We start from the raw sequence: 22,874 nt of genomic DNA, 5'->3' as shown, positions 1-22,874 counted from the left end.
ATGCAGCGCGGTCGTCACGGGCGGATAAGCCAAGGCTCGATGCCGGTGGAAAAGCGCAAGCGCCGGGGTCGTTTTTCTCCCCCGGCGCTTATTCTTCTGGTGGTCGAAATGGCGTCAGGCCATTGCAACAGATCAGCTGCGCACAACGCCCTTTTTCAGGATGATATTGCCATAGAGGCGGGTTTCGCCGGTCTGGACGATGGCAAAGCATTCTTTGGCGCGGTCATAAAAGGCGAAGCGCTCCAGTGTGCCGCACTGGCCGCGATCGCCAACGACGGCGCGCAGTTCGGCAACCGCCGGCGGCACCTCGTCGGGATTGCCGACGACTTCCATGGTTACGGCCGGCACATCAACGAAATCGTCGAGCGGCATGACGCTGACAACAGCTTCCGTTGCGCGCGTCACCGAAATGCCATCGAGACGAATGAGATGCTGGGCGGTGCTGGTGCCGGGGAAATTGGCGTCGACCACGGCGATTTCATCGCCATGACCCATGGCCCGCAGCGTGTGCAGAAGTTCCGGCGACAGAAGCGGGTCGATATTGATGAGCATGAATGTCCTCCCTTGGGGCTGGTCAGTGCCGCACCCTTGTCGGGGTGCCGGCCAGGACATTTTCTCTAGAGACTTTCGCGCGCAGGCACAATTTGAACCTGCGGCGATTTTCGGTTTCGGATGCTCAATCTCGGCCGAGAGAGAGGATCTTTCCGGCAAGATCAATCCCCAGCCGCAGCGATGCGCCTGATGCAACTGCCATCTGCGGCAAGAGCAGCCATTCAAGCGTCCAGGCCGCCCCGGAACGCTCCTGTTCATGCACCATCGATTGATGCATGCCAGACAGTTGCACAGCGTTGAAGCGGGCGAGCGACACCAGCACTTCGGCCGAGACAGGGTTCTGCTTGTGGGCCATGGCCGACGAACCGCCACCGCCGGCAAGCTTGATCTCGCCACCCATTTCGGCAAGCAGCGCAATGTCCTGCCCGAATTTTCCGAGGCTGCCTGATATCAGCGTAAAAAGATCGCAGATCTCCACCAGCCGGTCGCGCTGGCTCTGCCATTGGGCAACGTCGCTGAGGTGAAGTTCGCGGGCGAGATTTAAGCGGACCTCGCCGGCCTTGTTCCCCAGTGCATCCAACGTTCCCGCAGCCCCGCCAAATTGCAGGGGAAGGCCGGCTTGAACCAGGGCATCAAGCCTCGCCCGGTGACGCGCAAGCGGCGCGGCCCAGCTGCGGATACGGTCCGACACCGTGATCGGAATGGCCGCCTGCATACGGGTATGGCCCATCAACGGACGTTGTCCGTGGGCTTCGTCCAGGGCTGCAAAGCGCGCGAGAAGCGTGTCCAGCCGGGCGGAAAACAGCGTGAGAACGCCGGAAAGCCGGAGCATCAGGCTGGTGTCGATGACATCCTGGCTGGTGGCGCCTTTGTGGACGAAGGCGGCATCTTCACCGGAAACCGCTGCACGAAGCTGTTTGACGAGATCGGCGACCACCACGCCATCGCGGCTGACTCCGGCGCGCAGTGCCGCAATGTCAGGTTCAAAGCGGCCGGCCACCTCGGCAATGCGGGCCGCGGCATCGGCCGGGATCACCCCCGCCTGCCCCTCGGACAAGGCAAGCGCCCGCTCGAAGGACAGCATGGCGGCGATATCAGCCGAGGCGTCAAAAAATGCGCCGGTCTCCTCGTCGCCGAGGAGACCGGACAGGTAGGGATGATCGAATGCGGAAATGCTCAAATACCCTGCCTCAGATGTCGAAGAAGATGGTTTCGTTCTCGCCCTGCAGATGGATGTCGAAGGTCACGATATCACCGTCCCGCTGGCCGATAAGGGTTGGCACGCGCACGCGGTGTTCGATGCGGGTCAGCACCGGATCCTTGGCATTTGCCTTCTCCTCGTCGGAGAAATACATGCGGGTCTGCAGGCCGATATTGATGCCACGCGCCACGATCCACAAGGTCACATGCGGCGCCATCGGCCGGCCGTCGTTGAACGGGACAATGCCCGGCTTGATCGTCTCGAAGGAAAATTCGCCGGTCACCATGTCGGCGGGGCAGCGGCCCCAGCCGAAGAAGTTCGGATCAGCCTTGCCGCGCGTTTCCGACGGGCTGTTGTAAAAACCGTCTGCATCGGCCTGCCAGATCTCGATCATCGCATCGCGCAGCGGCGTGCCGGAGCCGTCGATGACGCGGCCCTTGATGGTGATGCGTTCGCCGCGCGTCTTTTCCGTCGCCATCGGGCCGGAGCCGAGGTCCTTGTCGTAGACGCCGGTAATGCCGGTGAAGTTTGGCGTGCAGCCGATATGCACGTAAGGACCTGCCGTCTGTGAGGCCGATTCCTTCAGGTAGTTCAAGGGCTGAACCATGTCAGTTGCCCTCCTTGCGGTTTTCAAAGAAGGTGGAGCGGCGACCGCGCAGAACGATATCGAACTTATAGGCGCGCATGTCCATCGGCACGGTATTGCTCATGTCGAGCGGCGCGACAAGGCGCTTGATCGCTTCCTCGTCCGGGATCGTCTTGACGATGGGACAAATCCAGATCAACGGATCACCTTCGAAATACATCTGGGTGATCAGGCGCTGGGCAAAGCCATGGCCGAAGATGGAGAAATGGATATGCGCCGGGCGCCAGTCGTTGACGCCGTTGGGCCAGGGATAGGCGCCGGGCTTGATGGTGCGGAAAGCATAATAACCGTTCTCATCCGTGATGCAGCGGCCAAAGCCGCCGAAATTCGGATCAAGCGCTGCCAGATAGGTTTCCTTCTTGTGGCGATAGCGGCCACCGGCATTGGCCTGCCAGAATTCCACCAGCGCGCCGGCGACGCCCACGCCCCGCTCGTCCAGCACCCGGCCATGCACCATGATGCGCTGGCCGATGGCCATCTCGCCGGGCTTTGCGTAATTGACGATGAGATCGTTGTCGAACTCACCGATCATGTTGTGGCCAAACACCGGTCCGGTGATTTCGCTCTTGGTGCCGTCCAGAGAAATCAGGGCACGCTGGGGCGCGCGCAGCACTGATGTCTTGTATCCAGGCGTATAGGCTGGCGGATGCATTTCGCGGTTACGGGCGAAAAATCCGCCTGTTTCAGGCAGTGCATTCTTCATTTCGTCTCCTCCTCGGCGTGGTTCACCGCTTGCCCTTCGGCATAGACTGATTTTGCGATCTTGAAGGCATGGTTGGCTGCCGGTACGCCGGCATAGATGGCAACATGAAGAAGCGCCTCGCGGATATCCTCCTCGGTTGCCCCGGTATTCGCCGTGGCACGAATATGCATCGCCACCTCCTCGTCCTGGCCGAGGGCGGCAAGAAGCGCGATGGTGACAATCGACCGCTCGCGCTTTGTAAAATGGGGTCTGGACCACACGGTGCCCCAGGCACCTTCGGTGATCATTTCCTGAAACGGCTGGTCAAACGGCGTCTCATGGGCGCTTGCCCGGTCGACATGGGCATTGCCCAGCACGGCGCGGCGCGTGGCCATGCCCTGGCGGTAACGGTCGGTGCGGGGCGTCTGGTCGGCCATCAAGTCAGTCTCCGGAAAGATCCGCGACAAAGCCGCGAAGAAGGGCAAGGAAAAGGTCGGGCGTCTCCACACACGGAATGTGGGCCGCACCGGGAATGGTTTCAAAACGGGCGCCGGGCACCAGATCGGCAAGCGAGCGCACGAGGTCCGGCGGCGTCGAGCCATCCTCGGCGCCCACCACGCAGAGTGTCGGCACGGCAATGGTGCGGGCAACCTGGGTGAAATCGGCATCGCGGATAGCCGCGCAGGTGCCGGCATAACCTTCCGCCGGCTGGCGCTCCAGCATGGTGCAATAGCCCTGGTAATCGGCATTGTCTGCGACGCGATACGGCGCTGTGAACCAGCGCGTCATGATCGGTTCGAGGATGCTGCCGATGCCGTTTTCGCGAACCGCTGCGATGCGGGCCGCCCAGAATTCGGCGGTGCCGATCTTGTGGGCGGTATCGGCAAACAGGATGGCGCGCACCAGGTCCGGCCGCGTCTCATAGAGCGAAAGGGCAATCAGCCCGCCGACAGACAGCCCGCAGACGATGACGTTGAAAAGCCCGTAATGATCGAGCAGGCCGGCAAGGTCGCCTGAGAAATCCTCGATGCGATACGGCGGCTGGCCGAGATCGGACAGACCATGGCCGCGCTTGTCAAACGTGAGAAGGGTAAAATCACCGGCAAGATCGTCAACCACGGCATCCCAGATGCGACGGTCGGTGCCCAGTGAATTGATGAAAACGATCGCCGGCTTGCCGCTGCCAAGGCCATGCACGTCGTGGCTCAGCACCACGTCACCGATCCGAAGAAATTTCATTGCATCATCCTCCGCAGGTTTTATTGCATCCACAAAATGGTTAGGTAAAATGACATTTAAGCCCCCCAAACCTAACCGATGAGTTATGAATTGATCGGATCTCGCGTCAAGTATCGCCATCTTCATACGTTCGTGGAAGTCGCCCGGCAGAAAAGCGTGGTGAAGGCGGCAGAAAGCCTCAACATCAGCCAGCCGGCGGTGACGAAAACCATTCGCGAGCTGGAGGAGGTTTTAGGCGTTGCGCTGTTTGAGCGCGATGGGCGCGGCATTCGCATCACCCGGCCGGGGGAGGTGTTTCTGCGCCATGCGGCAGCCTCGCTGACGGCGCTTCGCCAGGGCGTTGATTCGGTGTCGCAGGAGCTTCTGGACAATGTGCCGCCGGTGCGCATCGGCGCGCTGCCAACGGTCTCCACCCGCATCATGCCGCGCGCCATGGCGCTGTTTCTGGAGGAGCAGACCCGCAGCCGCATCAAGATCGTCACCGGTGAAAACGCGGTTCTGCTGGAACAGTTGCGCGTTGGCGAACTGGATCTCGTCGTCGGGCGGCTGGCCGCACCTGAAAAGATGACCGGCTTTTCCTTCGAACATCTCTATTCCGAACAGGTGCTGTTTACTGTGCGCGCCGGTCATCCGCTGTTGTCGGAGGGATCGGTCTTTCAGGGGCTTGCCGCTTATCCGGTGCTGATGCCGACGCGCGGTTCGATCATCCGGCCATTTGTCGAGCAGTTCCTCATTGCAAACGGCGTCGGTGCGCTTCCGACGCAGGTGGAAACCGTGTCGGACGCGTTTGGCCGCGCTTTCGTGCGTCAGAGTGATGCGATCTGGATCATTTCAAGCGGCGTGGTGGCCGGCGATATCGAGGCTGGAATGCTGGCAGCCCTGCCGATCGACACGAGCGAGACGAAGGGGCCTGTCGGCCTGACACTGCGCACCGATGCGCCGCCATCGCTGCCGCTCTCCATCCTCATCCAGACGATCCGGCAGGCCGCGCGCGAGGTCTTGCCGGTTTGACGCCGGGATCTTTTGCCCTTCGCTTTTACGCATGCCGGTATCGCAAACCGATGCGCATCGCTCTGCACCATCCGCTAGGTGTTGAGCGGTGGCTTTGCCGGCGATCAAGACTTGATATCTGGCGCATCTGGGCTATTGCGGCAGCACGGCATTTTGCATGGGGCGCGGAGAAGGCATCCGGCCCGCACAGGATATACCAGGCCCCTTCGGGCCAAGCGGAGAAGAATGACGATGAAGAGTTATGTGCTGACGGTTTCCTGCCCCACCTCGCGCGGCATCGTGGCAGCGCTGTCCGGTTATCTCGCCGACAAGGGCTGTAATATCGTTGATTCCTCGCAATTCGATGATTTCGACACGCAGAAATTTTTCATGCGCATCTCCTTCATCTCGGAAGAAGGCGTTGACCGCGCAGCCCTGCTTTCAGGTCTTGCGCCCATCATCCAGAAATTCTCCATGGATGCGGATATTTTCGATGCCGCCGAGCGCATGAAAGTGCTGCTGATGGTGTCGCGTTTCGGCCATTGCCTGAACGACCTTCTCTACCGCTGGAAGATCGGCGCGCTGCCGATCGATATCGTCGGTGTCGTCTCCAACCATTTCGAATACCAGAAGGTCATCGTCAACCACGACATCCCCTTCCACCACATCAAGGTGACGAAGGAAAACAAGCCGGAGGCGGAAGCCCGGCTGATGGATGTGGTGGAGCAGACCGGCACGGAACTGATCGTGCTTGCGCGCTACATGCAGGTGCTGTCGGACCCGCTTTGCCAAAAAATGTCTGGCCGCATCATCAACATCCACCACTCCTTCCTGCCAAGCTTCAAGGGCGCCAACCCCTACAAGCAGGCCTATGAGCGCGGCGTAAAGCTGATTGGCGCGACGGCCCATTACGTGACCGCGGATCTCGACGAAGGCCCGATCATCGAGCAGGACACGGTGCGCGTGACACATGCGCAGTCGCCCGACGATTATGTCTCGATGGGCCGCGACGTGGAAGCGCAGGTTCTGGCGCGTGCCGTCCACGCCCATATTCACCACCGCACCTTCATCAACGGCAACCGCACAATCGTCTTCCCGCCAAGCCCGGGAAGCTATGCGTCCGAGCGGATGGGGTGAGCGGGGGACGGCGGCCAATCAGACGACCGCCAGAACCTTTCCCGTGTCGTATTGCCTGACATAATCCACCCGGTCGCCGTTCCAGTGATAGCTGTAATGGCGACCTTGCGCGGGGATCGGGATGACATCCGGCCAGAAGAGACCGATGCATTGACCCTGAGGCCAGCGAATGCTCTGCCATAACAGGCCATCGCTGCCGGCTGCCCGGCGCAGCCTCCCCTCGACCTGTGATGCGGCGTAATCATCGGGGTCCAAAACATCGGGAACGGCGTTCACATCATCAAGCACATGGGAAATGCTGCCGGTCAGGACGCGAAAATCAGATGTCCAGCCGGGCGCTTCGCGTGTTGCGGCCATAAAGCGAGCGTGGTGGTGAATGGTTTCGGCCAGCGCCACCTCTTCCCGATTGCCGGCATAATAGATACCGTAGCTGCCATCGGTAAAGCGGCCGGGCCGAAGCGGTGAGCAATGCACGAAGGGTGCCATCAGCAAGCTTGCCCCCGGCCCTGCAACGCGGCGGTGTGCCGGCACCTTTCCAAGATCGCCGACTTCCATGCGGATGCGCGGATTTGTTCTCGCTTCCACGGCCGCCAGAAGATCCCAGTCGCGCGGATCGGCGATATCTTCAAACAGGTCGATGGGCGGATGGATGGAGCGGATGATACGAAAGGTCTGCGGCCAATCGACCAGGCGCGCAACGGCACATGCCTGCGTCATGCGCCGCGTTCCGCATCAAGCCAGCCACGCAGGGCCGCAAGATCTTCCAGTTCGCCACGCAGCATCAGGTCGAGCGCGCTGCCCCCCCCGAAGGCATCATTGCTGTGCCTGATCCAGGCATAGCCACGCGCCGGATCCTTGAACAGATAGCGCAGGCCCTTGTGAATACCCATCAGATGCGCCATGCGCATCCGCAGATCGCGGTCCATGCGGCCGATATCGCCCTCTTTCCAGCGCGCCCAGGTTCGCGATGACAGGCCGCCGAGCAGGGTCGAGGCCTGCGCATCGGAAAGGCCCCAGGCCTTGAAAAGGTTGACCGTGGTGCGTGCCAGTGCAAGAGCCTCCGCATCGGTGATGACGGTTGCCTCTTCCTGGGAGGTTGGACGTTCGAGGATCTGGAACTGCATGGATGCACCTCTCTCTGGCATAAATGTAATCACAATCTGCCAAATGGCAAGTCATGCATCATGCCTTTGCGCCATCCCGCCGCCGACTATGCCCTCCCTTCCAACAAAAAAAGCCGCGAACTCCTGGCGGAATTCGCGGCTCGAGCAGGTCGCAATGCTTGGGAGGATCAACGACGCTGGTTGTAGACGTCCACGCAGACGGCGCCGAGCAGAACGAGGCCCTTGATGACCTGCTGGTAATCGATGCCGATGCCGAGAATGGACATGCCGTTGTTCATGACACCCATCAGGAAGGCGCCGATGACGGCACCGGTGACCTTGCCAACGCCGCCGTAGGCCGAGGCGCCGCCGATGAAGCAGGCTGCGATGACGTCAAGCTCGAAGCCGGAGCCGGCCTTCGGGGTGGCGCTGTTGAGGCGTGCGGCAACCACGAGGCCACCGAGCGCTGCCAGAACGCCCATGTTGACGAAGGTAAAGAAGGTCAGCCGTGCCGTCTTGATGCCGGACAGTTCAGCGGCGCGAATGTTGCCGCCGACGGCATAGATCTGGCGACCGATGATCGTGCGGTTGGTGAAGAAACCATAACCGGCAATCAGAATGGCCATGATGATCAGCACGTTGGGCATGCCGCGATGCGAGGCGATCAGGTAAGCGAGGTAGCTGATGGCCGCGAGAACGACAATGTTCTTTCCGACGAAGAAGCCGAAGGGCTCGCTTTCGACGCCATGCGACTGGCGACGGGCGCGGCTGCGGATGTTCTGCCAGACCAGCAGAAGAGCGAGCGCCACACCAAGAATCAGCGAGGTGATGTAAAGCCCGCCTTCGGACGCGAAGAAGTCCGGAATGAAGCCGGAAGACAGCTTCTGGAACGTCGGGTCGAACGGGCCGATGGAGCGGCCGCTGAGGACCGCGATCATGAAGCCGCGGAAGACAAGCATGCCGGCCAGCGTCACGATGAAGGAGGGGATCTTGAAATAGGCGACGAAATAACCCTGCACGGCGCCGATGACACCGCCGATGATGAGGCAGATGATGCTCGCCGTGACGAAGTCAAAATTGTACTGCACCATCATCATCGCCGCCACCGCGCCGACAAAGCCGGCCACCGAGCCGACCGACAGGTCGATATGGCCGGTGACGATGATCATCAGCATGCCGAGCGCCATGATGACGATATAGCTGTTCTGCAGGATGATGTTCGTGAGGTTCAGCGGCTTCAGGAGAATACCGCCGGTGGCGACCTGGAAGAACAGGACGATCACCACGAGCGACAGCAGCATGCCGTAGTCGCGCAGGTTGTCTTTCAGGAAGGCGGCGGTGGACTGCCGGACGGGGGCTGTGGTCTCGGGCGTGCTCATTCTTCTCTCCCCTTGCGGCGCATGATGGCGCGCATGATGTTCTCCTGGGTGGCGCCTTCGCCGGCAACTTCGCCGACAAATTCGCCCTCATGCATGACCATGATGCGATCGCAGATGCCGATCAGCTCGGGCATTTCAGAGGAGATCACCACGACCGCTTTTCCAGCGTCCGCGAGTTCGTTGATGATGGAATAGATTTCATACTTGGCGCCGACATCGATGCCGCGGGTCGGCTCGTCGAGGATCAGCAGATCCGGATTGGTAAACAGCCATTTCGACAGGACAACCTTCTGCTGGTTGCCGCCCGAGAGCTTTCCCGTTTCCTGATAGACATTGTGGCTGCGGATGCGCATGCGGGCGCGAAATTCCTGGGCCACCTTCATCTCGGAAATATCGTCGATGACATTGCGGCGAGAGACGCCCGGCAGGTTGGCAAGCGAGATGTTCTTGCGGATATCTTCGCCAAGGATCAGGCCGAGATGCTTGCGGTCTTCCGTGACATAGGCAAGGCCCGCGTCGATGGCGCGGTTGACGTTGGATACGTCCACTTCCTTACCATGCATGCGCACGGTGCCGGTAATGTTGCGACCCCAGGAGCGGCCGAAAACGCTCATGGCAAATTCCGTGCGACCGGCGCCCATCAGGCCGGAGATGCCGACGACTTCGCCTGCACGCACCGAGATGGAGACGTTCTTGACGACCCGACGCCCGGCATGCTGCGGATGATCGACGCACCAGTTCTCGACTTCAAAGATGAGCTTGCCGATCTTCGGCTCGCGCTTGGGGTAGCGGCTTTCCAGATCGCGGTCGACCATCTTGCGGATGATTTCGTCTTCCTCGATGACGCCGGCGTGGCAATCCATCGTATCGACGGTGCGTCCGTCGCGCAGCACAGTGATGCGGTCGGCGACTTCCGAGATTTCGTTCAGCTTATGGCTGATGAGGATCGAGGTGATGCCCTGGTTGCGAAACTCCTTGAGGAGTTCCAGAAGGGCAGCACTGTCGGTTTCATTGAGCGAGGCTGTGGGCTCATCGAGGATGAGCAGGCGCACGTCCTTCGACAGCGCCTTGGCGATTTCCACCAGCTGCTGCTTGCCGACGCCGAGATTGGTGATCAGCTGGTCGGGCATTTCTCGCGACAGGCCGACCTTGGCCAGAAGCGCCTTGGTGCGCTCATGCACGGCGGAGCGGTCGATGACACCGAAACGCGACGGCGCATTGGCGAGAAAGATGTTCTCGGCAATCGACATCAGCGGGATCAGCGCCAGTTCCTGGTGAATGATGATGATGCCGAGGGCTTCGGTATCGTTGATGTTGCGGAAGTTACGTTCCACGCCATCATAAAGGATGGATCCTTCATAGGATCCGTGCGGATAGACACCCGACAGAACCTTCATGAGGGTCGACTTGCCGGCGCCATTTTCGCCGACCAGCGCGTGGATTTCGCCCTCGCGCACGGTAAAACTGACGTCTGACAGCGCCTTGACCGCACCGAAGGACTTGGAGATGCCGCGCATTTCCAGAATCGGGGTGCGTTCGGCCGCAGGGACGGGATCGAGCATGCCATCTTCTCCGATGGGGAACGGAAGAGTGCGGCGGCTTGTGGCCGCCGCACCGGTTCAGACTTACTTGAGCTGGGCTTCGGTGTAGTAACCGGAACCGATCAGGACTTCTTTCCAGTTGGTCTTGTCGACGGCAACCGGCTTCAGCAGGTAGGACGGAACGACCTTCTTGCCGTTGTCGTAGGTCTTGGTGTCGTTGACGGTCGGCTCCTTGCCGGTCATGACAGCATCAACCATGTCGACGGTAACCTTGGCCAGTTCGCGCGTATCCTTGAAGATCGTCGAATACTGTTCGCCGGCAATGATCGACTTGACGGACGGCACTTCAGCGTCCTGACCCGATACGAACGGCATGGCCTGGCCGCCGGAACCGTAGCCGACGCCCTTCAGCGACGACAGGATGCCGATGGAGATACCGTCATAAGGCGACAGAACAGCGTTCAGCTTCTTGTCGTTGTAGTAGGCAGACAGGATGGCGTCCATACGAGCCTGGGCGGTTGCACCGTCCCAACGCAGCGTGGAAACCTTGTCCATGCCAACCTGGCCGGAACCGACGACGAGGGTGCCCTTGTCGATGAGCGGCTGCAGCACGCTCATGGCACCGTTGTAGAAGAAGAAGGCGTTGTTATCGTCCGGCGAACCGCCGAACAGTTCGATGTTGAACGGACCCTTCTCGGTGTCGGCCTTCAGAGCCTTGACGAGCGTGGTGGCCTGGAGAACGCCGACCTGGAAGTTGTCGAAGGTCGCGTAGTAGCTGACATTCGGCGTGTCGCGGATCAGGCGGTCATAGGCGATGACCTGGATCTTCTGGTCGGCAGCCTGCTGCAGAACGTCCGACAGGGTGGTGCCGTCGATGGCCGCGATCACCAGAACCTTGGCGCCCTTGGTGATCATGTTCTCGATCTGGGAGAGCTGGTTCGGAATGTCGTCTTCTGCGTACTGCAGGTCGACGGTGTAGCCGCGGTCCTTCAGAACCTTGACCATGTTGTCGCCGTCGGCGATCCAGCGGGCCGAGGACTTGGTCGGCATGGCCACGCCAACGGTGCCCTTGTCGGCAGCGCCGGCCGGAGCCGCGATGGCCATGGCTGCAAACATGGCAGCCGTGGTGAGGTACTTCATCAGTTTCATAAGTTACTCCTCCTGAACGACGGGTCTCCCTTCGAGCCCGTCTTAGCCCCCGTGGGCGACGCGTGCCGCCCACTCGTTATTCAAAAAGCTTTTCCGCAGTCCCGCCCGGCGGGGTGCCGGATGGTGCCTTGGGGCGCTCGGGTTAACACCACGATTGCCCGCCGGCACCAAAGAGAACTGCTGCAAGGGATGTGGCCGCACGATGTCGGCCCCCTTGCATGAGGAACAGCGCTTCCTCAGTGGTTGTCGCGCGGAATACCTTCCGTCTGCGCGATCCGCTGATACTTGACGGCGGGTTCGAGAACCGCGCCGGTTTCCATCTGACCGACGATACCGCGCTGGATTTCCTGCCACGGTGTCTGGTGCTTGGGATATTTGTAGCCGCCTGCTGCCTGAAGTTCGGCGTGACGCGCGGCCAGCTCTTCGGCCGAGATCAGGATGTCCGCCTTGCCCTGGCCAACGTCGATGCGCACACGGTCACCGGTCTTCAGGATGGCAAGGCCACCGCCGGCGGCCGCTTCCGGCGACGCATTGAGGATAGACGGGCTGCCCGATGTGCCCGACTGGCGGCCGTCACCGATGCAGGGAAGCGAGGTGATGCCGCGGTTGAGCAGGTAGTTCGGCGCGCGCATGTTAACGACTTCGGCGGCACCCGGATAACCGATGGGGCCTGCGCCGCGCATGAACAGAACCGTGTTCTCGTCGATTTCCAGCGACGGATCGTCGATGCGGTGATGGTAATCTTCCGGACCGTCGAACACCACGGCGCGGCCTTCGAAGGCTTCCAGATCGTTCGGGTTGGACAGGTAACGGTCGCGGAACTCCTTGGAAATCACGCTCGTCTTCATGATGGCGGACGAGAAGAGATTGCCGCGCAGCACGCGGAAGCCGGCATGGGCCTTCAGCGGCTGGTCGTAAGGACGGATGACCTTTTCGTCTTCGATGACGGCGCCACGGCAGTTGTCGCCGATGGTCTTACCGTTGACCGTCATGGCGTCCTCATGGATGAGGCCCTTGGTCATCAGCTGGTTGACGACGGCGGGAACGCCACCGGCATGGTAATAATCCTCGCCGAGATATTCGCCGGCCGGCTGCAGGTTGACGAGCAGCGGGATTTCTTCGCCATAGGTCTGCCAGTCATCGACGGTCAGCTCAATGCCGAGATGCCGGGCAAGGCCGTTCAGATGGATCGGCGCATTGGTGGAGCCGCCGATGGCCGAGTTGACGCGGATGGCGTTGATGAAGGCTTCCTTCGTCATGATGTCGGAAGGCTTCAGGTCTTCGCGAACCATGTCGACGATACGAAGGCCGGTGAGGTAGGAGATTTCCTGGCGGTCGCGATAAGGTGCGGGAATGGCGGCCGAGCCCGGAAGCTGCATGCCGAGTGCTTCGGCAAGCGAGTTCATCGTGGTCGCCGTGCCCATCGTGTTGCAGTAACCGGTGGACGGTGCAGACGAGGCAACCAGCTTGACGAAGCCGGCGTAATCGATTTCGCCCTTGGCCAGAAGCTCGCGCGCCTTCCAGACGATGGTGCCCGAACCGGTGCGTTCGCCGCGGAACCAGCCGTTCAGCATCGGGCCGACGGACAGAGCGATGGCCGGAATGTTGACGGTGGCCGCCGCCATAAGACAGGCCGGCGTGGTCTTGTCGCAGCCGATGGTGAGCACGACGCCATCGAGCGGATAACCGTAGAGCACTTCCACGAGGCCGAGATAGGCAAGGTTACGGTCAAGGCCCGCCGTCGGGCGCTTGCCGGTTTCCTGGATCGGATGCACCGGAAACTCGATCGCGATGCCGCCTGCTTCGCGAATGCCTTCGCGCAGGCGGTTTGCCAGTTCCAGGTGGTGACGGTTGCATGGCGACAGGTCCGAGCCCGTCTGCGCGATGCCGATGATCGGGCGATCCGACTGAAGCTCGGCCTGGCTGAGGCCGAAGTTCATGTAGCGCTCCAGATACAGCGCCGTCATGTCGGCATTGTCGGGATTGTCGAACCAGGCGCGCGAGCGGAGCTTGCGGTTTTCACCGGCCTTGGCGACAGCGGTGGCGATCGGGTTGTCCGAATTGCTCATGATCTTCTTCTTCTGCGAAAGGCGTTAAAAGGTGCGGCCGGCCTTGCGGTCAGTCTTCGAAAGCATCCACCACATGGCGGCGGCCCAGCATGAAGGCATCGGCCACGTGGACGAGAGGCGAGAAATCCGTGTCCGACTGGCCTGTTGTTACCAGAGTAACGAAATGCCTGTAAAGATTGCGGTACTCGCGGTCCTCCTCGACAATCTGGGCTTCGCCGTCAACAAACAGGCGGCTGCCGCCGTGCGTCAGCACAACCGGGCCCTCTTCCGTCTCGACGCGGATATCCCAGGTCTGCGGGCCGGTCTGGCGCCAGTCGAATTCTGCCGTCAGCGCAAGGCCGCTTGCCGACTGGAAGGTGAGGTTTGCCGCAATCGGGGCGGCGCGGTTTGCCGGGAAGGACAGGTCGGAGGCTTCCAGATGGAAGGGTTCCGGCATGATGCGGGTGACGATGGAGAGCGCATTGATGCCCGGATCGAACACGCCAAGGCCGCCCGGCTCCCAGATCCAGTCCTGGCCGGGGTGCCAGTGGCGCACGTCTTCTTTCCACTCCACGTGGAGGGAGCGCAGCGTGCGCTCGGAAAGCAGCTTGCGAGCCGGCTCCACAGCGGCGGCCTCGCGGGAATGCCATGTGGCGTAAAGTGTGACGCCCTGCTTCTTGGCCAGTTCGTCGAGCGCAAAAACTTCGGCAATCGTGGCGCCCGGCGGCTTTTCCAGCATCACATGCTTGCCGGCGAGAAGGGCGGCGCGCGCCTGCGCAAAACGCCCCTGCGGCGGGGTGCAGAGCGAGATAGCGTCCACCTCGACGCCAGACGCCAGAAGCGCCTCGATGTCGGCAAAACAGTGGATGTTTTCCAGCTTGGCATTGCGGCTGGCAACGGCCACCAGATCAATCCCGTCGGTCGCCTCGATGGCACCGAGATGCTGGTCGCGGGCGATCTTTCCAAGGCCGACAATGGCAAGGCGGATGGAGGACATTTTCACCACCCTTAAAGCTTGGCGATGCTGACGGGGGCGTCAGCGGCGACTGCGAGACGGTTGACAAGCGTCAACTTGAAGGGGGCCGCCGAAATCTCGAACTGATCGCCGGGCTCGGTCTTGATGCCCTCGGAGAAGGAGAGCGTCGCCGTGCCGAAGAAATGCACGTGAAGATCACCCGGGCGGCGGAACAGTTCGTACTTGAAGTTATGGTGTTCCAGGTTGGCGATCGTGTGCGACATGTTCGCTTCGCCAGACAGGAACGGCTTTTCGAAGATCACTTCGCCGCCACGGCGCACCAGCGAGGTGCCTTCAACATGATCCGGCAGGTCGCCGACCAGAAGTTCGGGCCCGAGTGCTGCTTCGCGCAGCTTGGAATGGGCAAGCCAGAGGTAATTGCCCTTTTCCGTCACGTGGTCGGAAAATTCGTTGGCAAGGCAGAAGCCAAGGCGGAAAGGCGTACCGTCAGGGCCGATGAGATAGATGCCGGCGAGTTCGGGTTCTTCGCCGCCATCCAGCGCGAAGGCCGGAGAGACGAGATCGTCGCCGGTTGCTTTCAGCTGCGAGCCGTCGCCCTTATAGAACCATTCCGGCTGCACGCCTGCCTCGCCGTCTTTCGGCTTGCCGCCTTCGACGCCCATCAGGAACATGCGCATCGAATCGGTCGGCTTTTCCTCGGACTGGGCAGCCTTGTGCATCTTGTCGCGGCCATCGGCGGAACCAAGATGGGTGAGGCCCGTGCCGGCCACGATGAAATGGGCGGGGTCTGCATGGGTGATCGGCAGGCCAAGACGCTTTTCAGTGGCGGCAGCTTCCAGATCCACCACGGCGCCCTTTTCCAGTCCGGCAAGGGCTTCGGCAAAGGTCTGGCCGGCGGCAATGGCCTTCTGGGCCAGTTCATAGGTCGATGATACGCCTTCGACGATCCGGGCATCGCCCTCGCCATCCCAAGCGACAACGCGCAACTGCCCACCGACGGTGACCTGCAAAAGTCTCAACATGTTCTTACGCACCCATTCAACGCGTGCGGCACGGCAGACCTGCCATGCCCTCCTCCCGCGTCGGGCGACGCGGCTGTGTGATTAATATGACTATTTAACCGCAATGCCTGTTGTCAAGCAGCCAACTGCGGTTTCCCTGCGCTGCACAACAACAATGCACTGCAATAATTTCGAGCGGACTGCACGAATTATATCGTTGTAATTGCCAGGGGTGTCACATTTTTTTGCGTTACCGTTAAAATTGCACTTTTCAAAAGTAATATAATATGATCAGTTCACCTCGTTCATAACTGCATCATCTCTGGGAGGAACTAGATGAGACAGGTACTTGCGACGATCGCCGTCGCCTTCACTCTTTCTTTGGCATCGAGCGTTTCGGCGCAATCTTTGACGGTCGGCTTCTCGCAGATCGGGTCGGAATCCGGCTGGCGCGCCGCTGAGACGACGGTGACCAAGCAGGAAGCGGAAAAGCGTGGCATCACACTGAAATTCGCCGATGCACAGCAGAAGCAGGAAAACCAGATCAAGGCCGTGCGCGGCTTTATCGCTCAGGGCGTCGATGCCATCCTGATCGCGCCGGTTGTGGCCACCGGCTGGGATGCTGTGCTGAAGGAAGCCAAGGAAGAAAAGATCCCGGTCATTCTGCTCGACCGCCAGATCGATGCGCCCGACAGCCTTTATCTCACCGCCGTCACGTCCGACCAGGTGCATGAAGGCAAGGTTGCCGGCGACTGGCTGGTAAAGGATGTCGGGGCCAAGGACTGCAAAGTGGTCGAGCTTCAGGGCACCACCGGCTCCTCGCCCGCCATCAACCGCAAGAAGGGCTTTGAACAAGCCATCGCTTCGCACGCCAATATCAAGATCGTGCGCTCGCAGACAGGTGATTTCACCCGGACCAAGGGCAAGGAAGTGATGGAAAGCTTCATCAAGGCCGAAGGCGGCGGCAAGGGCATCTGTGCCGTCTACGCCCATAATGACGACATGGCCGTCGGCGCCATCCAGGCGATCAAGGAAGCCGGCCTGAAGCCGGGCACCGATATCAAGGTGGTCTCCATCGACGCCGTTCCGGATATCTTCAAGGCCATGGCCGCCGGCGAAGCCAATGCGACCGTGGAACTGACCCCCAACATGGCAGGTCCTGCTTTCGAGATCCTTGCAACCTATCTCAAGGACAAGAAAGAACCGAAGAAGTGGGTGCAGACCGAATCGAAGCTCTACACGGCCAAGGATGACCCGATGAAGGTCTATGAAGCCAAGAAGGGCCTCGGTTACTAAGCCGGAAAGCGGCGCGGTCCAGGGGCCGCGCCACAGGGAAAAGGCAAGGCCGTGCCGGATCAGGGCGGCCTTGCTGCACCCGGGCGATGGAAGGCGCAACCGCTTGCGCCACCGTCCGCCCTCTCCCGTAAAGCGTCCGGAACCCGTCTTTTCCGGAGCGCAAGCGTCGCGGAATGTCAGACATGTCCAGCCAGATCCCCCTTCTCGAAGCCCGCAATATCGGCAAGAGCTTTCTTGGTATTGCAGCGCTCGATGGCGTTGATTTCACCCTCCAGCGCGGCGAAATCCATGCGCTGCTCGGCGAAAACGGTGCGGGAAAATCCACGCTTATCAAGATCCTGACCGGTGTTTACCGTCGCGACCGCGGCAGTATCCAGCTCGAAGGCTCGGAAATCCTGCCGGAAACGGTGGCTGATGCCCAGGCGCTCGGCATCGGCACCGTCTATCAGGAGGTGAACCTTCTCGAAAACCTCACGGTTGCCGAAAATCTCTATCTTGGCCGCCAGCCGCGCCGCTTCGGTCTTCTCGACCGCAAGGCGATGACGGCCGGTGCCAGAACGCTTCTGTCGCGCTACGGCCTCGATATCGATGTGAACGCGCTGCTCTCCAGTTATTCGGTGGCGGTCCGCCAGATCGTGGCGATTGCACGCGCCGTCGATCTCTCCGGCAAGGTCTTGATCCTCGATGAACCGACGGCAAGCCTTGATGGTCATGAGGTGGAGATGCTGTTTACAGTTCTGCGCCAGTTAAAGGCCGAAGGGCTTGGCATCGTCATCATCACGCATTTTCTCGCGCAGGTCTATGCGGTGGCCGACCGCGCAACCGTGCTGCGCAACGGGCGGCTCGTCGGCAGCCGCGCGCTGGAAGGCCTGCCGCGCATGGACTTGATTTCGATGATGCTTGGCCGCGAGCTTCTGGAAATCGAAAACGATCACGCCGCAGACCATGCCGTGACCACGCCTGCGGGCGATGCGCCGATCCGGTTCGAACAGTATGGACGGCGCGGCAGCGTGGCCCCGTTCGACCTTTCGATCCGCCCCGGCGAAGTCGTGGGCATTGCCGGTCTCCTGGGCTCCGGCCGCAGCGAGACCGCCTTCCTGATGTTCGGCATCGACCGGGCAGACAGCGGACAGGCGCTGATCGACGGGAAAGCGGTGCAGCTTTCGTCGCCGCAGGCGGCGATTGCAAACGGCTTTGGCTTCTGTCCCGAAGAACGCAAGACGGATGGCATTATCGGCGAGTTTTCCGTGGCGGAAAACATTGCCCTTGCGCTGCAGGCGCGCGACGGCTGGGCACGCCCCATGTCTGCAAAAAAGCAAAGAGCGCTTGCGCAGGAGTTCATTCGTTCGCTCGATATCCGCCCGCCGGATCCTGACCGTCCGATCAAGTTTTTGTCCGGCGGCAACCAGCAGAAGGCCATTCTTGCCCGCTGGCTGGTGACCGAACCGCGCCTGCTGATCCTCGACGAGCCGACGCGCGGCATCGATATCGGCGCGCACGCGGAAATCCTCAAGATGATCGAGAAACTGTGCCGCGAAGGCATGGCGCTGGTGGTCATTTCCTCCGAGCTTGAGGAACTGACCGCCGTTGCCCATCGCGTCATCGTTTTGTCCGACCGCGCCCATGTGGCGGAACTGAAGGGTGCGGACGTGACGGCCGACAACATCATGCGCGCCATTGCAGCCCCTGCAACGACGGAGGCCGCGTGATGCAGACCTCGCTGATATCAGGCGCAATCACCCGCAAGCTGCGCCGCCTTGCCCCGCAGCTTGCCGCCCTTTTTGCCATCCTTGCCCTGATCACCGCCATATCTCCCGGCTTTTTGAGCGTCACCGTGCAGAACGGCAGGCTTTATGGCAGCCTGATCGACGTTCTGGTGCGCGCCGCCCCCGTGGCGCTGTTGACCATCGGCATGACGCTGGTGATTGCCACGCGCGGCATCGACCTGTCGATCGGCGCGGTCATTGCGATTTGCGGGGCGGTTGCGGCAAGCCTTGTGGCGGACGGTTATCCACTGGTCGCCGTTCTTGTCGCCGTTACCGCCGTCGGCCTGGTCTGCGGCCTGTGGAATGCAGCGCTTGTGGCGTTTCTTGATATCCAGCCGATCATCGCAACGCTGATCCTGATGGTGGCCGGGCGGGGCATCGCGCAGCTCATCACCGAAGGCGTCATCCTCACCTTCAACAATGACGATTTTGCCGTGATCGGGTCCGGCGCGCTCGGCGGCATTCCGGTGCCGGTGCTGCTGTGGCTTGCGGCAGGCCTGCTCGTCGGGCTTCTGGTGCGCCGCACGGCGCTTGGTTTTCTCATCGAGGCAACCGGCATCAACCGGCGGGCCGCCATGCTGGCGGGCGTCCAGGCGCGTTTCCTGCTGATTTTCGTTTATGCGGTGTCCGGCGTCATGGCAGCCCTTGCCGGCCTCATCATCACCGCCGATATTCGCGGCGCCGACGCCAACAATGCCGGCCTCTGGCTGGAACTCGATGCGATCCTCGCGGTCGTTATCGGCGGCACGTCGCTGAACGGCGGACGTTTTTCCATTACCGCCTCGCTCATCGGCGCGCTCATTATCCAGTCGATCAATACCGGCATTCTCGTCTCCGGCTTCCCGCCGGAGTTCAACCTCATCATCAAGGCGAGCATCATCATCGTCGTGCTGACGCTGCAATCGCCGGCACTCGGCTTTATCGCCGGTTTCTTCCGTCCCCCAGGTGCAGGCCAGCCGATCGGCACGGCATCCGGTGAACACCGCGCGGCTGACAAGGCCGGCACGACCCGCACCGATCGCACGGCCACGAGCCTTTCCACGGGAGAGCGCGCATCATGAAGAACGCCCGCAACCTGCCATTTCTGGCCACGCTCATCGTGTTTCTCGTGGCCTACGGGCTCTGCACGTTGCAGTTTCCCAATATGTTCTCGACGCGGGTGATTGCCAACCTCCTGTCCGACAACGCCTTTCTCGGCATCGTCGCGGTTGGCATGACCTTCGTTATCCTGTCGGGTGGCATCGATCTCTCCGTCGGCTCGGTCATTGCGTTCACCAGTGTGTTCGTGGCCGTGCTTGTCGGCTCGCTTGGTTTGCATCCGCTGACCGCCTTCGTGCTGGCGCTGGTGCTCTCCACGCTGTTTGGCGCAGGCATGGGGTTGATGATCCGCTACCTTTCCATACCACCCTTCGTCGTCACGCTTGCCGGCATGTTTCTGGCGCGCGGCGCCGCCTATCTCGTCTCCACCCAGTCGGTGCCGATCACCCATCCCTTCTTCGAGACCATCCAGGGATTGTACCTGCGCCTGCCCGGCGGCGGGCGGCTGACAGCCATGGCCATGCTGATGCTGGTGGTGTTTGCCGTGGGCGCGCTGGTGGCCAGCCGCACGCGCTTCGGCGCCAATGTCTATGCCCTTGGCGGCAATGAACAATCCGCAGCGCTGATGGGCGTGCCGGTTGGCCGCACGATTATCGGCATTTATGCCCTTTCAGGCTTCCTGTCGGGCTTGTCAGGCATTGCCTACACGATCTACACGTCGTCGGGTTACTCGCTGGCAACCGTTGGCATCGAACTGGACGCGATTGCTGCCGTGGTGATTGGCGGCACGCTTTTAACCGGCGGCACCGGGCTTGTGGCGGGAACGCTGGTCGGCATCCTCATCCAGGGGCTGATCCAGACCTATATCGTGTTTGACGGCACCCTGTCGTCATGGTGGACCAAGATCGTGATCGGTATCCTGTTGTTTGCCTTTATTGCGCTGCAGCGTGCTATCATCTGGTATTCGAACAGGCGCCTTGCGGACGGCGCATCAAGGGGAGAACTTCGTGGGGCTGCTTGAGACGACGATCACCGGCAAGAAGCGCGGCAGCAGCCACGCGCATGTGGTGGCGGAACTAGGGAGCGCCATCGTATCCGGAGCTATTGCCGAGGGCGAAATTTTGCCCGGTGATGCGGATCTGTCGCTGCGGTTCGGGGTATCGCGTACCGTTTTGCGCGAGGCGATGAAGACGCTGGCCGCCAAGCGGCTGATCGAGCCGAAGGCCAAGGTCGGCACCCGTGTCCTGCCGCGTTCCAACTGGAATTTCTTCGATCCCGATGTTCTGGGCTGGCGCTGCGACGCGGGCATGGACCTCCTTTTCATCGAATATCTGGCCGAAATGCGCATGGCACTGGAGCCGGCAGCCGCCGCTGCTGCCGCAGAGCGCGCCACCAGCGACGACATCGTGGCGCTTTATGCGATCGCCGCCAGATTTGACGATATCCATCACACGCCGGAAACCATTGCCAAGGTGGATCTGGAATTCCACCTCGCCATCGCCCGCATATCCGGCAATCCCTTCATGCGCTCGGCAAGCGCGTTGATCGAGGCAGCCCTTGCGATCTCGTTTCGCCTCTCCTCACCCGCCTCCTCGCCGGAAATGATTGACGAAGTCGCGACCAATCACCTGCGCATTGCCCACGCAATCGCATCCCGCGATCCGGAAAAGGCCGTCGCTGCCATGCGCCACGTCATCGATGTCGGCCGCGGTCGCATCCAGAAATCGTTCGACGGCGAAAAAGCCGCTCTGGTGGATTAAGAGGCCCGGCCTCGGCCTGGCTGCCGGTTTTTCCAGCCATGCTGCTTGCGGAACATTCCCCTGTTCAGCCGGTTCCGTTCTGAGGGCCAGCAGCATCATGCTGCGCCAAGCCGAGAGGAACGACATCATGGAAGCGGAAAATCATAAGATCCAGGTCGAGCCATCCGAGGGCGACCGTGACACCATCGACCGCGAACTGAAGCGTCAGGACGAGAAGATGGAAAAGGAAAAGGCCGACAAGACGCGCGAACCGGAGACGGTACCCAAGCGCGATTGAACCGCCCCTTCTGTCCCCCCCCCGATCAAATGATGGAGATGCCTGTGAAACAGGAGATTGCCGGGCGCGTGGTGGTGATCACCGGCGCATCGAGCGGCATTGGCGAAGCGACGGCCTATGCCTTTGCCCGACGCAAGGCGCGGCTGGTTCTGGCCGCCCGCGACAGGAAGGCGCTTGAAAAGGTTGCTTTTGCCTGCCGCCGCTACGGGGCCGAATCGATTGTTGTGCCGACGGATGTGACCGATGCAGCCCAGGTGCGGGAGCTTGCCTCCCGTGCGCTTGCGATGGGAAGCGTTGATATATGGGTCTCCAATGTCGGTGTCGGCGCAGTCGGCAGCTTTGTCGAAACACCCGCAAGCGCCCATGAGCAGGTTATCCGCGCCAATCTTATCGGCCACATCAATGACGCGCATGCGGTGATGCCGATCTTCCTGCGCAAGGGACGCGGCATCTTCATCAACATGATTTCGCTCGGCGGTTTTGCGGCTGCCCCTTACGCAGCCGCCTATAGCGCGAGCAAGTTCGGGCTGCGCGGATTTTCAGAAGCGCTACGTGCGGAACTGTCGGAGTTTCCCAACATTCGGATCTGCGATATCTATCCGGCCATTATCGATACGCCCGGCCTGCGCCACGGCGCAAATTACACCGGCCGCCAGATCACCGCGCCGTCTCCCGTTTACGATGCGCGACAGGTGGCGGATGCGATCGTTGCGACCGCCGAGACACCGCGCGATACGGTGCCGGTTGGCGGCGTTACGCATCTTGCGCGGCTCAGCCATTTTCTGTCACCGAAACTTACCGGCGCGATGATGGGCAAGGCCATGCGTCATTATTTCAGCCGCGCCGGCAAGGTTCCGGTGACCGACGGCAACCTGTTTGATCCGCCTGTAACGGCGGGTGGCATCGATGGCGGCTTTCGAAAACGGGGTAGCCGCTCGCTCGACAGTGTCCTGACGATCGGTCTTGCGGCCGGTGCCGGTCTGCTCATCTTTGCGGCCGCCCGCAAGGGAGCGCAGGGCGGCTCGATGCGGCTTCTCCCAGGAGCCAAGAAATTGCCAGGCCGCTGATGGCAACAAGCCCGGCAGTCGGTGCC

23 protein-coding genes are annotated in these 22,874 nt (G+C 61.3%); 9 read left to right on the top strand and 14 right to left on the bottom strand.

What is annotated here, in order from left to right:
- Positions 1-132: 132 nt before the first annotated feature.
- The 6 genes from AC4CWF_RS23430 to pcaD all read right to left on the bottom strand — a co-directional run bounded on the left by AC4CWF_RS23430 (position 133) and on the right by pcaD (position 4,320).
- Positions 133-552 carry an RbsD/FucU family protein gene (locus tag AC4CWF_RS23430; RefSeq protein WP_491285964.1) on the bottom strand — a complete coding sequence of 140 codons (420 nt, stop codon included), beginning with the start codon at positions 550-552 and terminating at the stop codon, positions 133-135.
- Between the two features lie 124 nt (positions 553-676).
- A complete protein-coding gene (locus tag AC4CWF_RS23425) occupies positions 677-1,732 on the bottom strand; it encodes a 3-carboxy-cis,cis-muconate cycloisomerase (RefSeq protein ID WP_491285962.1) in 1,056 nt (351 codons plus the stop codon).
- A 10-nt stretch (positions 1,733-1,742) separates the two neighbouring features.
- A complete protein-coding gene (gene pcaG / locus AC4CWF_RS23420; RefSeq protein WP_491285960.1) occupies positions 1,743-2,360 on the bottom strand; it encodes a protocatechuate 3,4-dioxygenase subunit alpha in 618 nt (205 codons plus the stop codon).
- Between the two features lies 1 nt (position 2,361).
- Positions 2,362-3,102, bottom strand: coding sequence for a protocatechuate 3,4-dioxygenase subunit beta (gene pcaH / locus AC4CWF_RS23415; RefSeq protein ID WP_491285958.1), 741 nt, complete (start codon positions 3,100-3,102; stop codon positions 2,362-2,364).
- Entirely contained in the window at positions 3,099-3,518 is a 420-nt protein-coding gene (pcaC, locus tag AC4CWF_RS23410) for a 4-carboxymuconolactone decarboxylase (RefSeq protein ID WP_491285956.1), read from the bottom strand. Before pcaC ends, pcaH begins: the two co-directional genes overlap by 4 nt.
- Positions 3,519-3,522: 4 nt before the next feature.
- Entirely contained in the window at positions 3,523-4,320 is a 798-nt protein-coding gene (gene pcaD, locus AC4CWF_RS23405) for a 3-oxoadipate enol-lactonase (protein WP_491285954.1), read from the bottom strand.
- 90 nt (positions 4,321-4,410) lie between these two features.
- Here pcaD and pcaQ point away from each other — a divergent pair, with 90 nt between their 5' ends.
- Together pcaQ and purU are read left to right on the top strand one after the other, a co-directional pair.
- Entirely contained in the window at positions 4,411-5,331 is a 921-nt protein-coding gene (gene pcaQ, locus AC4CWF_RS23400) for a pca operon transcription factor PcaQ (RefSeq protein ID WP_491285950.1), read from the top strand.
- A gap of 231 nt (positions 5,332-5,562) precedes the next feature.
- Positions 5,563-6,447: a formyltetrahydrofolate deformylase gene (purU, locus tag AC4CWF_RS23395; RefSeq protein WP_491287774.1), complete on the top strand. Its 885-nt coding sequence runs from the start codon at positions 5,563-5,565 to the stop codon at positions 6,445-6,447.
- An 18-nt stretch (positions 6,448-6,465) separates the two neighbouring features.
- Here the strand turns inward: purU and AC4CWF_RS23390 are convergent, their stop codons facing one another.
- The 8 genes from AC4CWF_RS23390 to araD1 all read right to left on the bottom strand — a co-directional run bounded on the left by AC4CWF_RS23390 (position 6,466) and on the right by araD1 (position 15,665).
- Positions 6,466-7,164 (bottom strand): RES family NAD+ phosphorylase, encoded by a 699-nt coding sequence (locus AC4CWF_RS23390; protein ID WP_491285948.1) that lies wholly within the window; start codon positions 7,162-7,164, stop codon positions 6,466-6,468.
- On the bottom strand, positions 7,161-7,571 hold the full coding sequence (locus AC4CWF_RS23385) for an antitoxin Xre-like helix-turn-helix domain-containing protein (RefSeq protein WP_491285946.1): 411 nt from the start codon (positions 7,569-7,571) through the stop codon (positions 7,161-7,163). The genes AC4CWF_RS23390 and AC4CWF_RS23385 overlap by 4 nt, the downstream gene beginning before the upstream one ends.
- Positions 7,572-7,738: 167 nt before the next feature.
- On the bottom strand, positions 7,739-8,929 hold the full coding sequence (gene mmsB, locus AC4CWF_RS23380; RefSeq protein WP_491285944.1) for a multiple monosaccharide ABC transporter permease: 1,191 nt from the start codon (positions 8,927-8,929) through the stop codon (positions 7,739-7,741).
- A complete protein-coding gene (gene mmsA, locus AC4CWF_RS23375) occupies positions 8,926-10,491 on the bottom strand; it encodes a multiple monosaccharide ABC transporter ATP-binding protein (RefSeq protein WP_491285942.1) in 1,566 nt (521 codons plus the stop codon). Before mmsA ends, mmsB begins: the two co-directional genes overlap by 4 nt.
- Positions 10,492-10,554: 63 nt before the next feature.
- On the bottom strand, positions 10,555-11,619 hold the full coding sequence (gene chvE, locus AC4CWF_RS23370; protein WP_491285941.1) for a multiple monosaccharide ABC transporter substrate-binding protein: 1,065 nt from the start codon (positions 11,617-11,619) through the stop codon (positions 10,555-10,557).
- A gap of 236 nt (positions 11,620-11,855) precedes the next feature.
- Positions 11,856-13,688, bottom strand: a complete 1,833-nt coding sequence (locus AC4CWF_RS23365) for an IlvD/Edd family dehydratase (RefSeq protein ID WP_491285939.1) — start codon at positions 13,686-13,688, stop codon at positions 11,856-11,858.
- 49 nt (positions 13,689-13,737) lie between these two features.
- Positions 13,738-14,673 carry a Gfo/Idh/MocA family protein gene (locus AC4CWF_RS23360; protein ID WP_491285937.1) on the bottom strand — a complete coding sequence of 312 codons (936 nt, stop codon included), beginning with the start codon at positions 14,671-14,673 and terminating at the stop codon, positions 13,738-13,740.
- 2 nt (positions 14,674-14,675) lie between these two features.
- Positions 14,676-15,665, bottom strand: a complete 990-nt coding sequence (gene araD1, locus AC4CWF_RS23355) for an AraD1 family protein (RefSeq protein ID WP_491285935.1) — start codon at positions 15,663-15,665, stop codon at positions 14,676-14,678.
- 315 nt (positions 15,666-15,980) lie between these two features.
- Between araD1 and ytfQ the strand changes: the two genes are divergently transcribed.
- The 7 genes from ytfQ (at position 15,981) to AC4CWF_RS23320 (ending at position 22,848) form a co-directional block, all read left to right on the top strand.
- Positions 15,981-16,940 carry a galactofuranose ABC transporter, galactofuranose-binding protein YtfQ gene (ytfQ, locus tag AC4CWF_RS23350; protein WP_491285933.1) on the top strand — a complete coding sequence of 320 codons (960 nt, stop codon included), beginning with the start codon at positions 15,981-15,983 and terminating at the stop codon, positions 16,938-16,940.
- 182 nt (positions 16,941-17,122) lie between these two features.
- Positions 17,123-18,649, top strand: coding sequence for a sugar ABC transporter ATP-binding protein (locus AC4CWF_RS23345; RefSeq protein ID WP_491285931.1), 1,527 nt, complete (start codon positions 17,123-17,125; stop codon positions 18,647-18,649).
- Positions 18,649-19,767, top strand: a complete 1,119-nt coding sequence (locus AC4CWF_RS23340) for an ABC transporter permease (protein ID WP_491285929.1) — start codon at positions 18,649-18,651, stop codon at positions 19,765-19,767. The genes AC4CWF_RS23345 and AC4CWF_RS23340 overlap by 1 nt, the downstream gene beginning before the upstream one ends.
- Positions 19,764-20,765 carry a galactofuranose ABC transporter, permease protein YjfF gene (yjfF, locus tag AC4CWF_RS23335; protein WP_491285927.1) on the top strand — a complete coding sequence of 334 codons (1,002 nt, stop codon included), beginning with the start codon at positions 19,764-19,766 and terminating at the stop codon, positions 20,763-20,765. The genes AC4CWF_RS23340 and yjfF overlap by 4 nt, the downstream gene beginning before the upstream one ends.
- Positions 20,752-21,504, top strand: coding sequence for a FadR/GntR family transcriptional regulator (locus AC4CWF_RS23330; protein WP_491285925.1), 753 nt, complete (start codon positions 20,752-20,754; stop codon positions 21,502-21,504). The genes yjfF and AC4CWF_RS23330 overlap by 14 nt, the downstream gene beginning before the upstream one ends.
- A 127-nt stretch (positions 21,505-21,631) precedes the next feature.
- Entirely contained in the window at positions 21,632-21,781 is a 150-nt protein-coding gene (locus AC4CWF_RS23325) for a hypothetical protein (RefSeq protein WP_491285923.1), read from the top strand.
- A gap of 44 nt (positions 21,782-21,825) precedes the next feature.
- On the top strand, positions 21,826-22,848 hold the full coding sequence (locus AC4CWF_RS23320; RefSeq protein ID WP_491285921.1) for an SDR family oxidoreductase: 1,023 nt from the start codon (positions 21,826-21,828) through the stop codon (positions 22,846-22,848).
- The last annotated feature ends 26 nt before the right edge of the window (positions 22,849-22,874 follow it).

This window comes from Neorhizobium sp. PAMB6630 (genome assembly GCF_058242775.1).
This window is presented reverse-complemented; position numbering and strand designations above follow the sequence as displayed.

Coding starts and splice junctions, on each gene's coding strand:
- AC4CWF_RS23430 (WP_491285964.1), bottom strand. CDS start 552: ATGCTCATCAATATCGACCCGCTTCTGTCGCCGGAACTTCTGCACACG.
- pcaG (WP_491285960.1), bottom strand. CDS start 2,360: ATGGTTCAGCCCTTGAACTACCTGAAGGAATCGGCCTCACAGACGGCA.
- pcaH (WP_491285958.1), bottom strand. CDS start 3,102: ATGAAGAATGCACTGCCTGAAACAGGCGGATTTTTCGCCCGTAACCGC.
- pcaC (WP_491285956.1), bottom strand. CDS start 3,518: ATGGCCGACCAGACGCCCCGCACCGACCGTTACCGCCAGGGCATGGCC.
- pcaD (WP_491285954.1), bottom strand. CDS start 4,320: ATGAAATTTCTTCGGATCGGTGACGTGGTGCTGAGCCACGACGTGCAT.
- purU (WP_491287774.1), top strand. CDS start 5,563: ATGAAGAGTTATGTGCTGACGGTTTCCTGCCCCACCTCGCGCGGCATC.
- AC4CWF_RS23390 (WP_491285948.1), bottom strand. CDS start 7,164: ATGACGCAGGCATGTGCCGTTGCGCGCCTGGTCGATTGGCCGCAGACC.
- AC4CWF_RS23385 (WP_491285946.1), bottom strand. CDS start 7,571: ATGCAGTTCCAGATCCTCGAACGTCCAACCTCCCAGGAAGAGGCAACC.
- mmsB (WP_491285944.1), bottom strand. CDS start 8,929: ATGAGCACGCCCGAGACCACAGCCCCCGTCCGGCAGTCCACCGCCGCC.
- mmsA (WP_491285942.1), bottom strand. CDS start 10,491: ATGCTCGATCCCGTCCCTGCGGCCGAACGCACCCCGATTCTGGAAATG.
- chvE (WP_491285941.1), bottom strand. CDS start 11,619: ATGAAACTGATGAAGTACCTCACCACGGCTGCCATGTTTGCAGCCATG.
- AC4CWF_RS23365 (WP_491285939.1), bottom strand. CDS start 13,688: ATGAGCAATTCGGACAACCCGATCGCCACCGCTGTCGCCAAGGCCGGT.
- araD1 (WP_491285935.1), bottom strand. CDS start 15,665: ATGTTGAGACTTTTGCAGGTCACCGTCGGTGGGCAGTTGCGCGTTGTC.
- ytfQ (WP_491285933.1), top strand. CDS start 15,981: ATGAGACAGGTACTTGCGACGATCGCCGTCGCCTTCACTCTTTCTTTG.
- AC4CWF_RS23345 (WP_491285931.1), top strand. CDS start 17,123: ATGTCCAGCCAGATCCCCCTTCTCGAAGCCCGCAATATCGGCAAGAGC.
- AC4CWF_RS23340 (WP_491285929.1), top strand. CDS start 18,649: ATGCAGACCTCGCTGATATCAGGCGCAATCACCCGCAAGCTGCGCCGC.
- yjfF (WP_491285927.1), top strand. CDS start 19,764: ATGAAGAACGCCCGCAACCTGCCATTTCTGGCCACGCTCATCGTGTTT.
- AC4CWF_RS23325 (WP_491285923.1), top strand. CDS start 21,632: ATGGAAGCGGAAAATCATAAGATCCAGGTCGAGCCATCCGAGGGCGAC.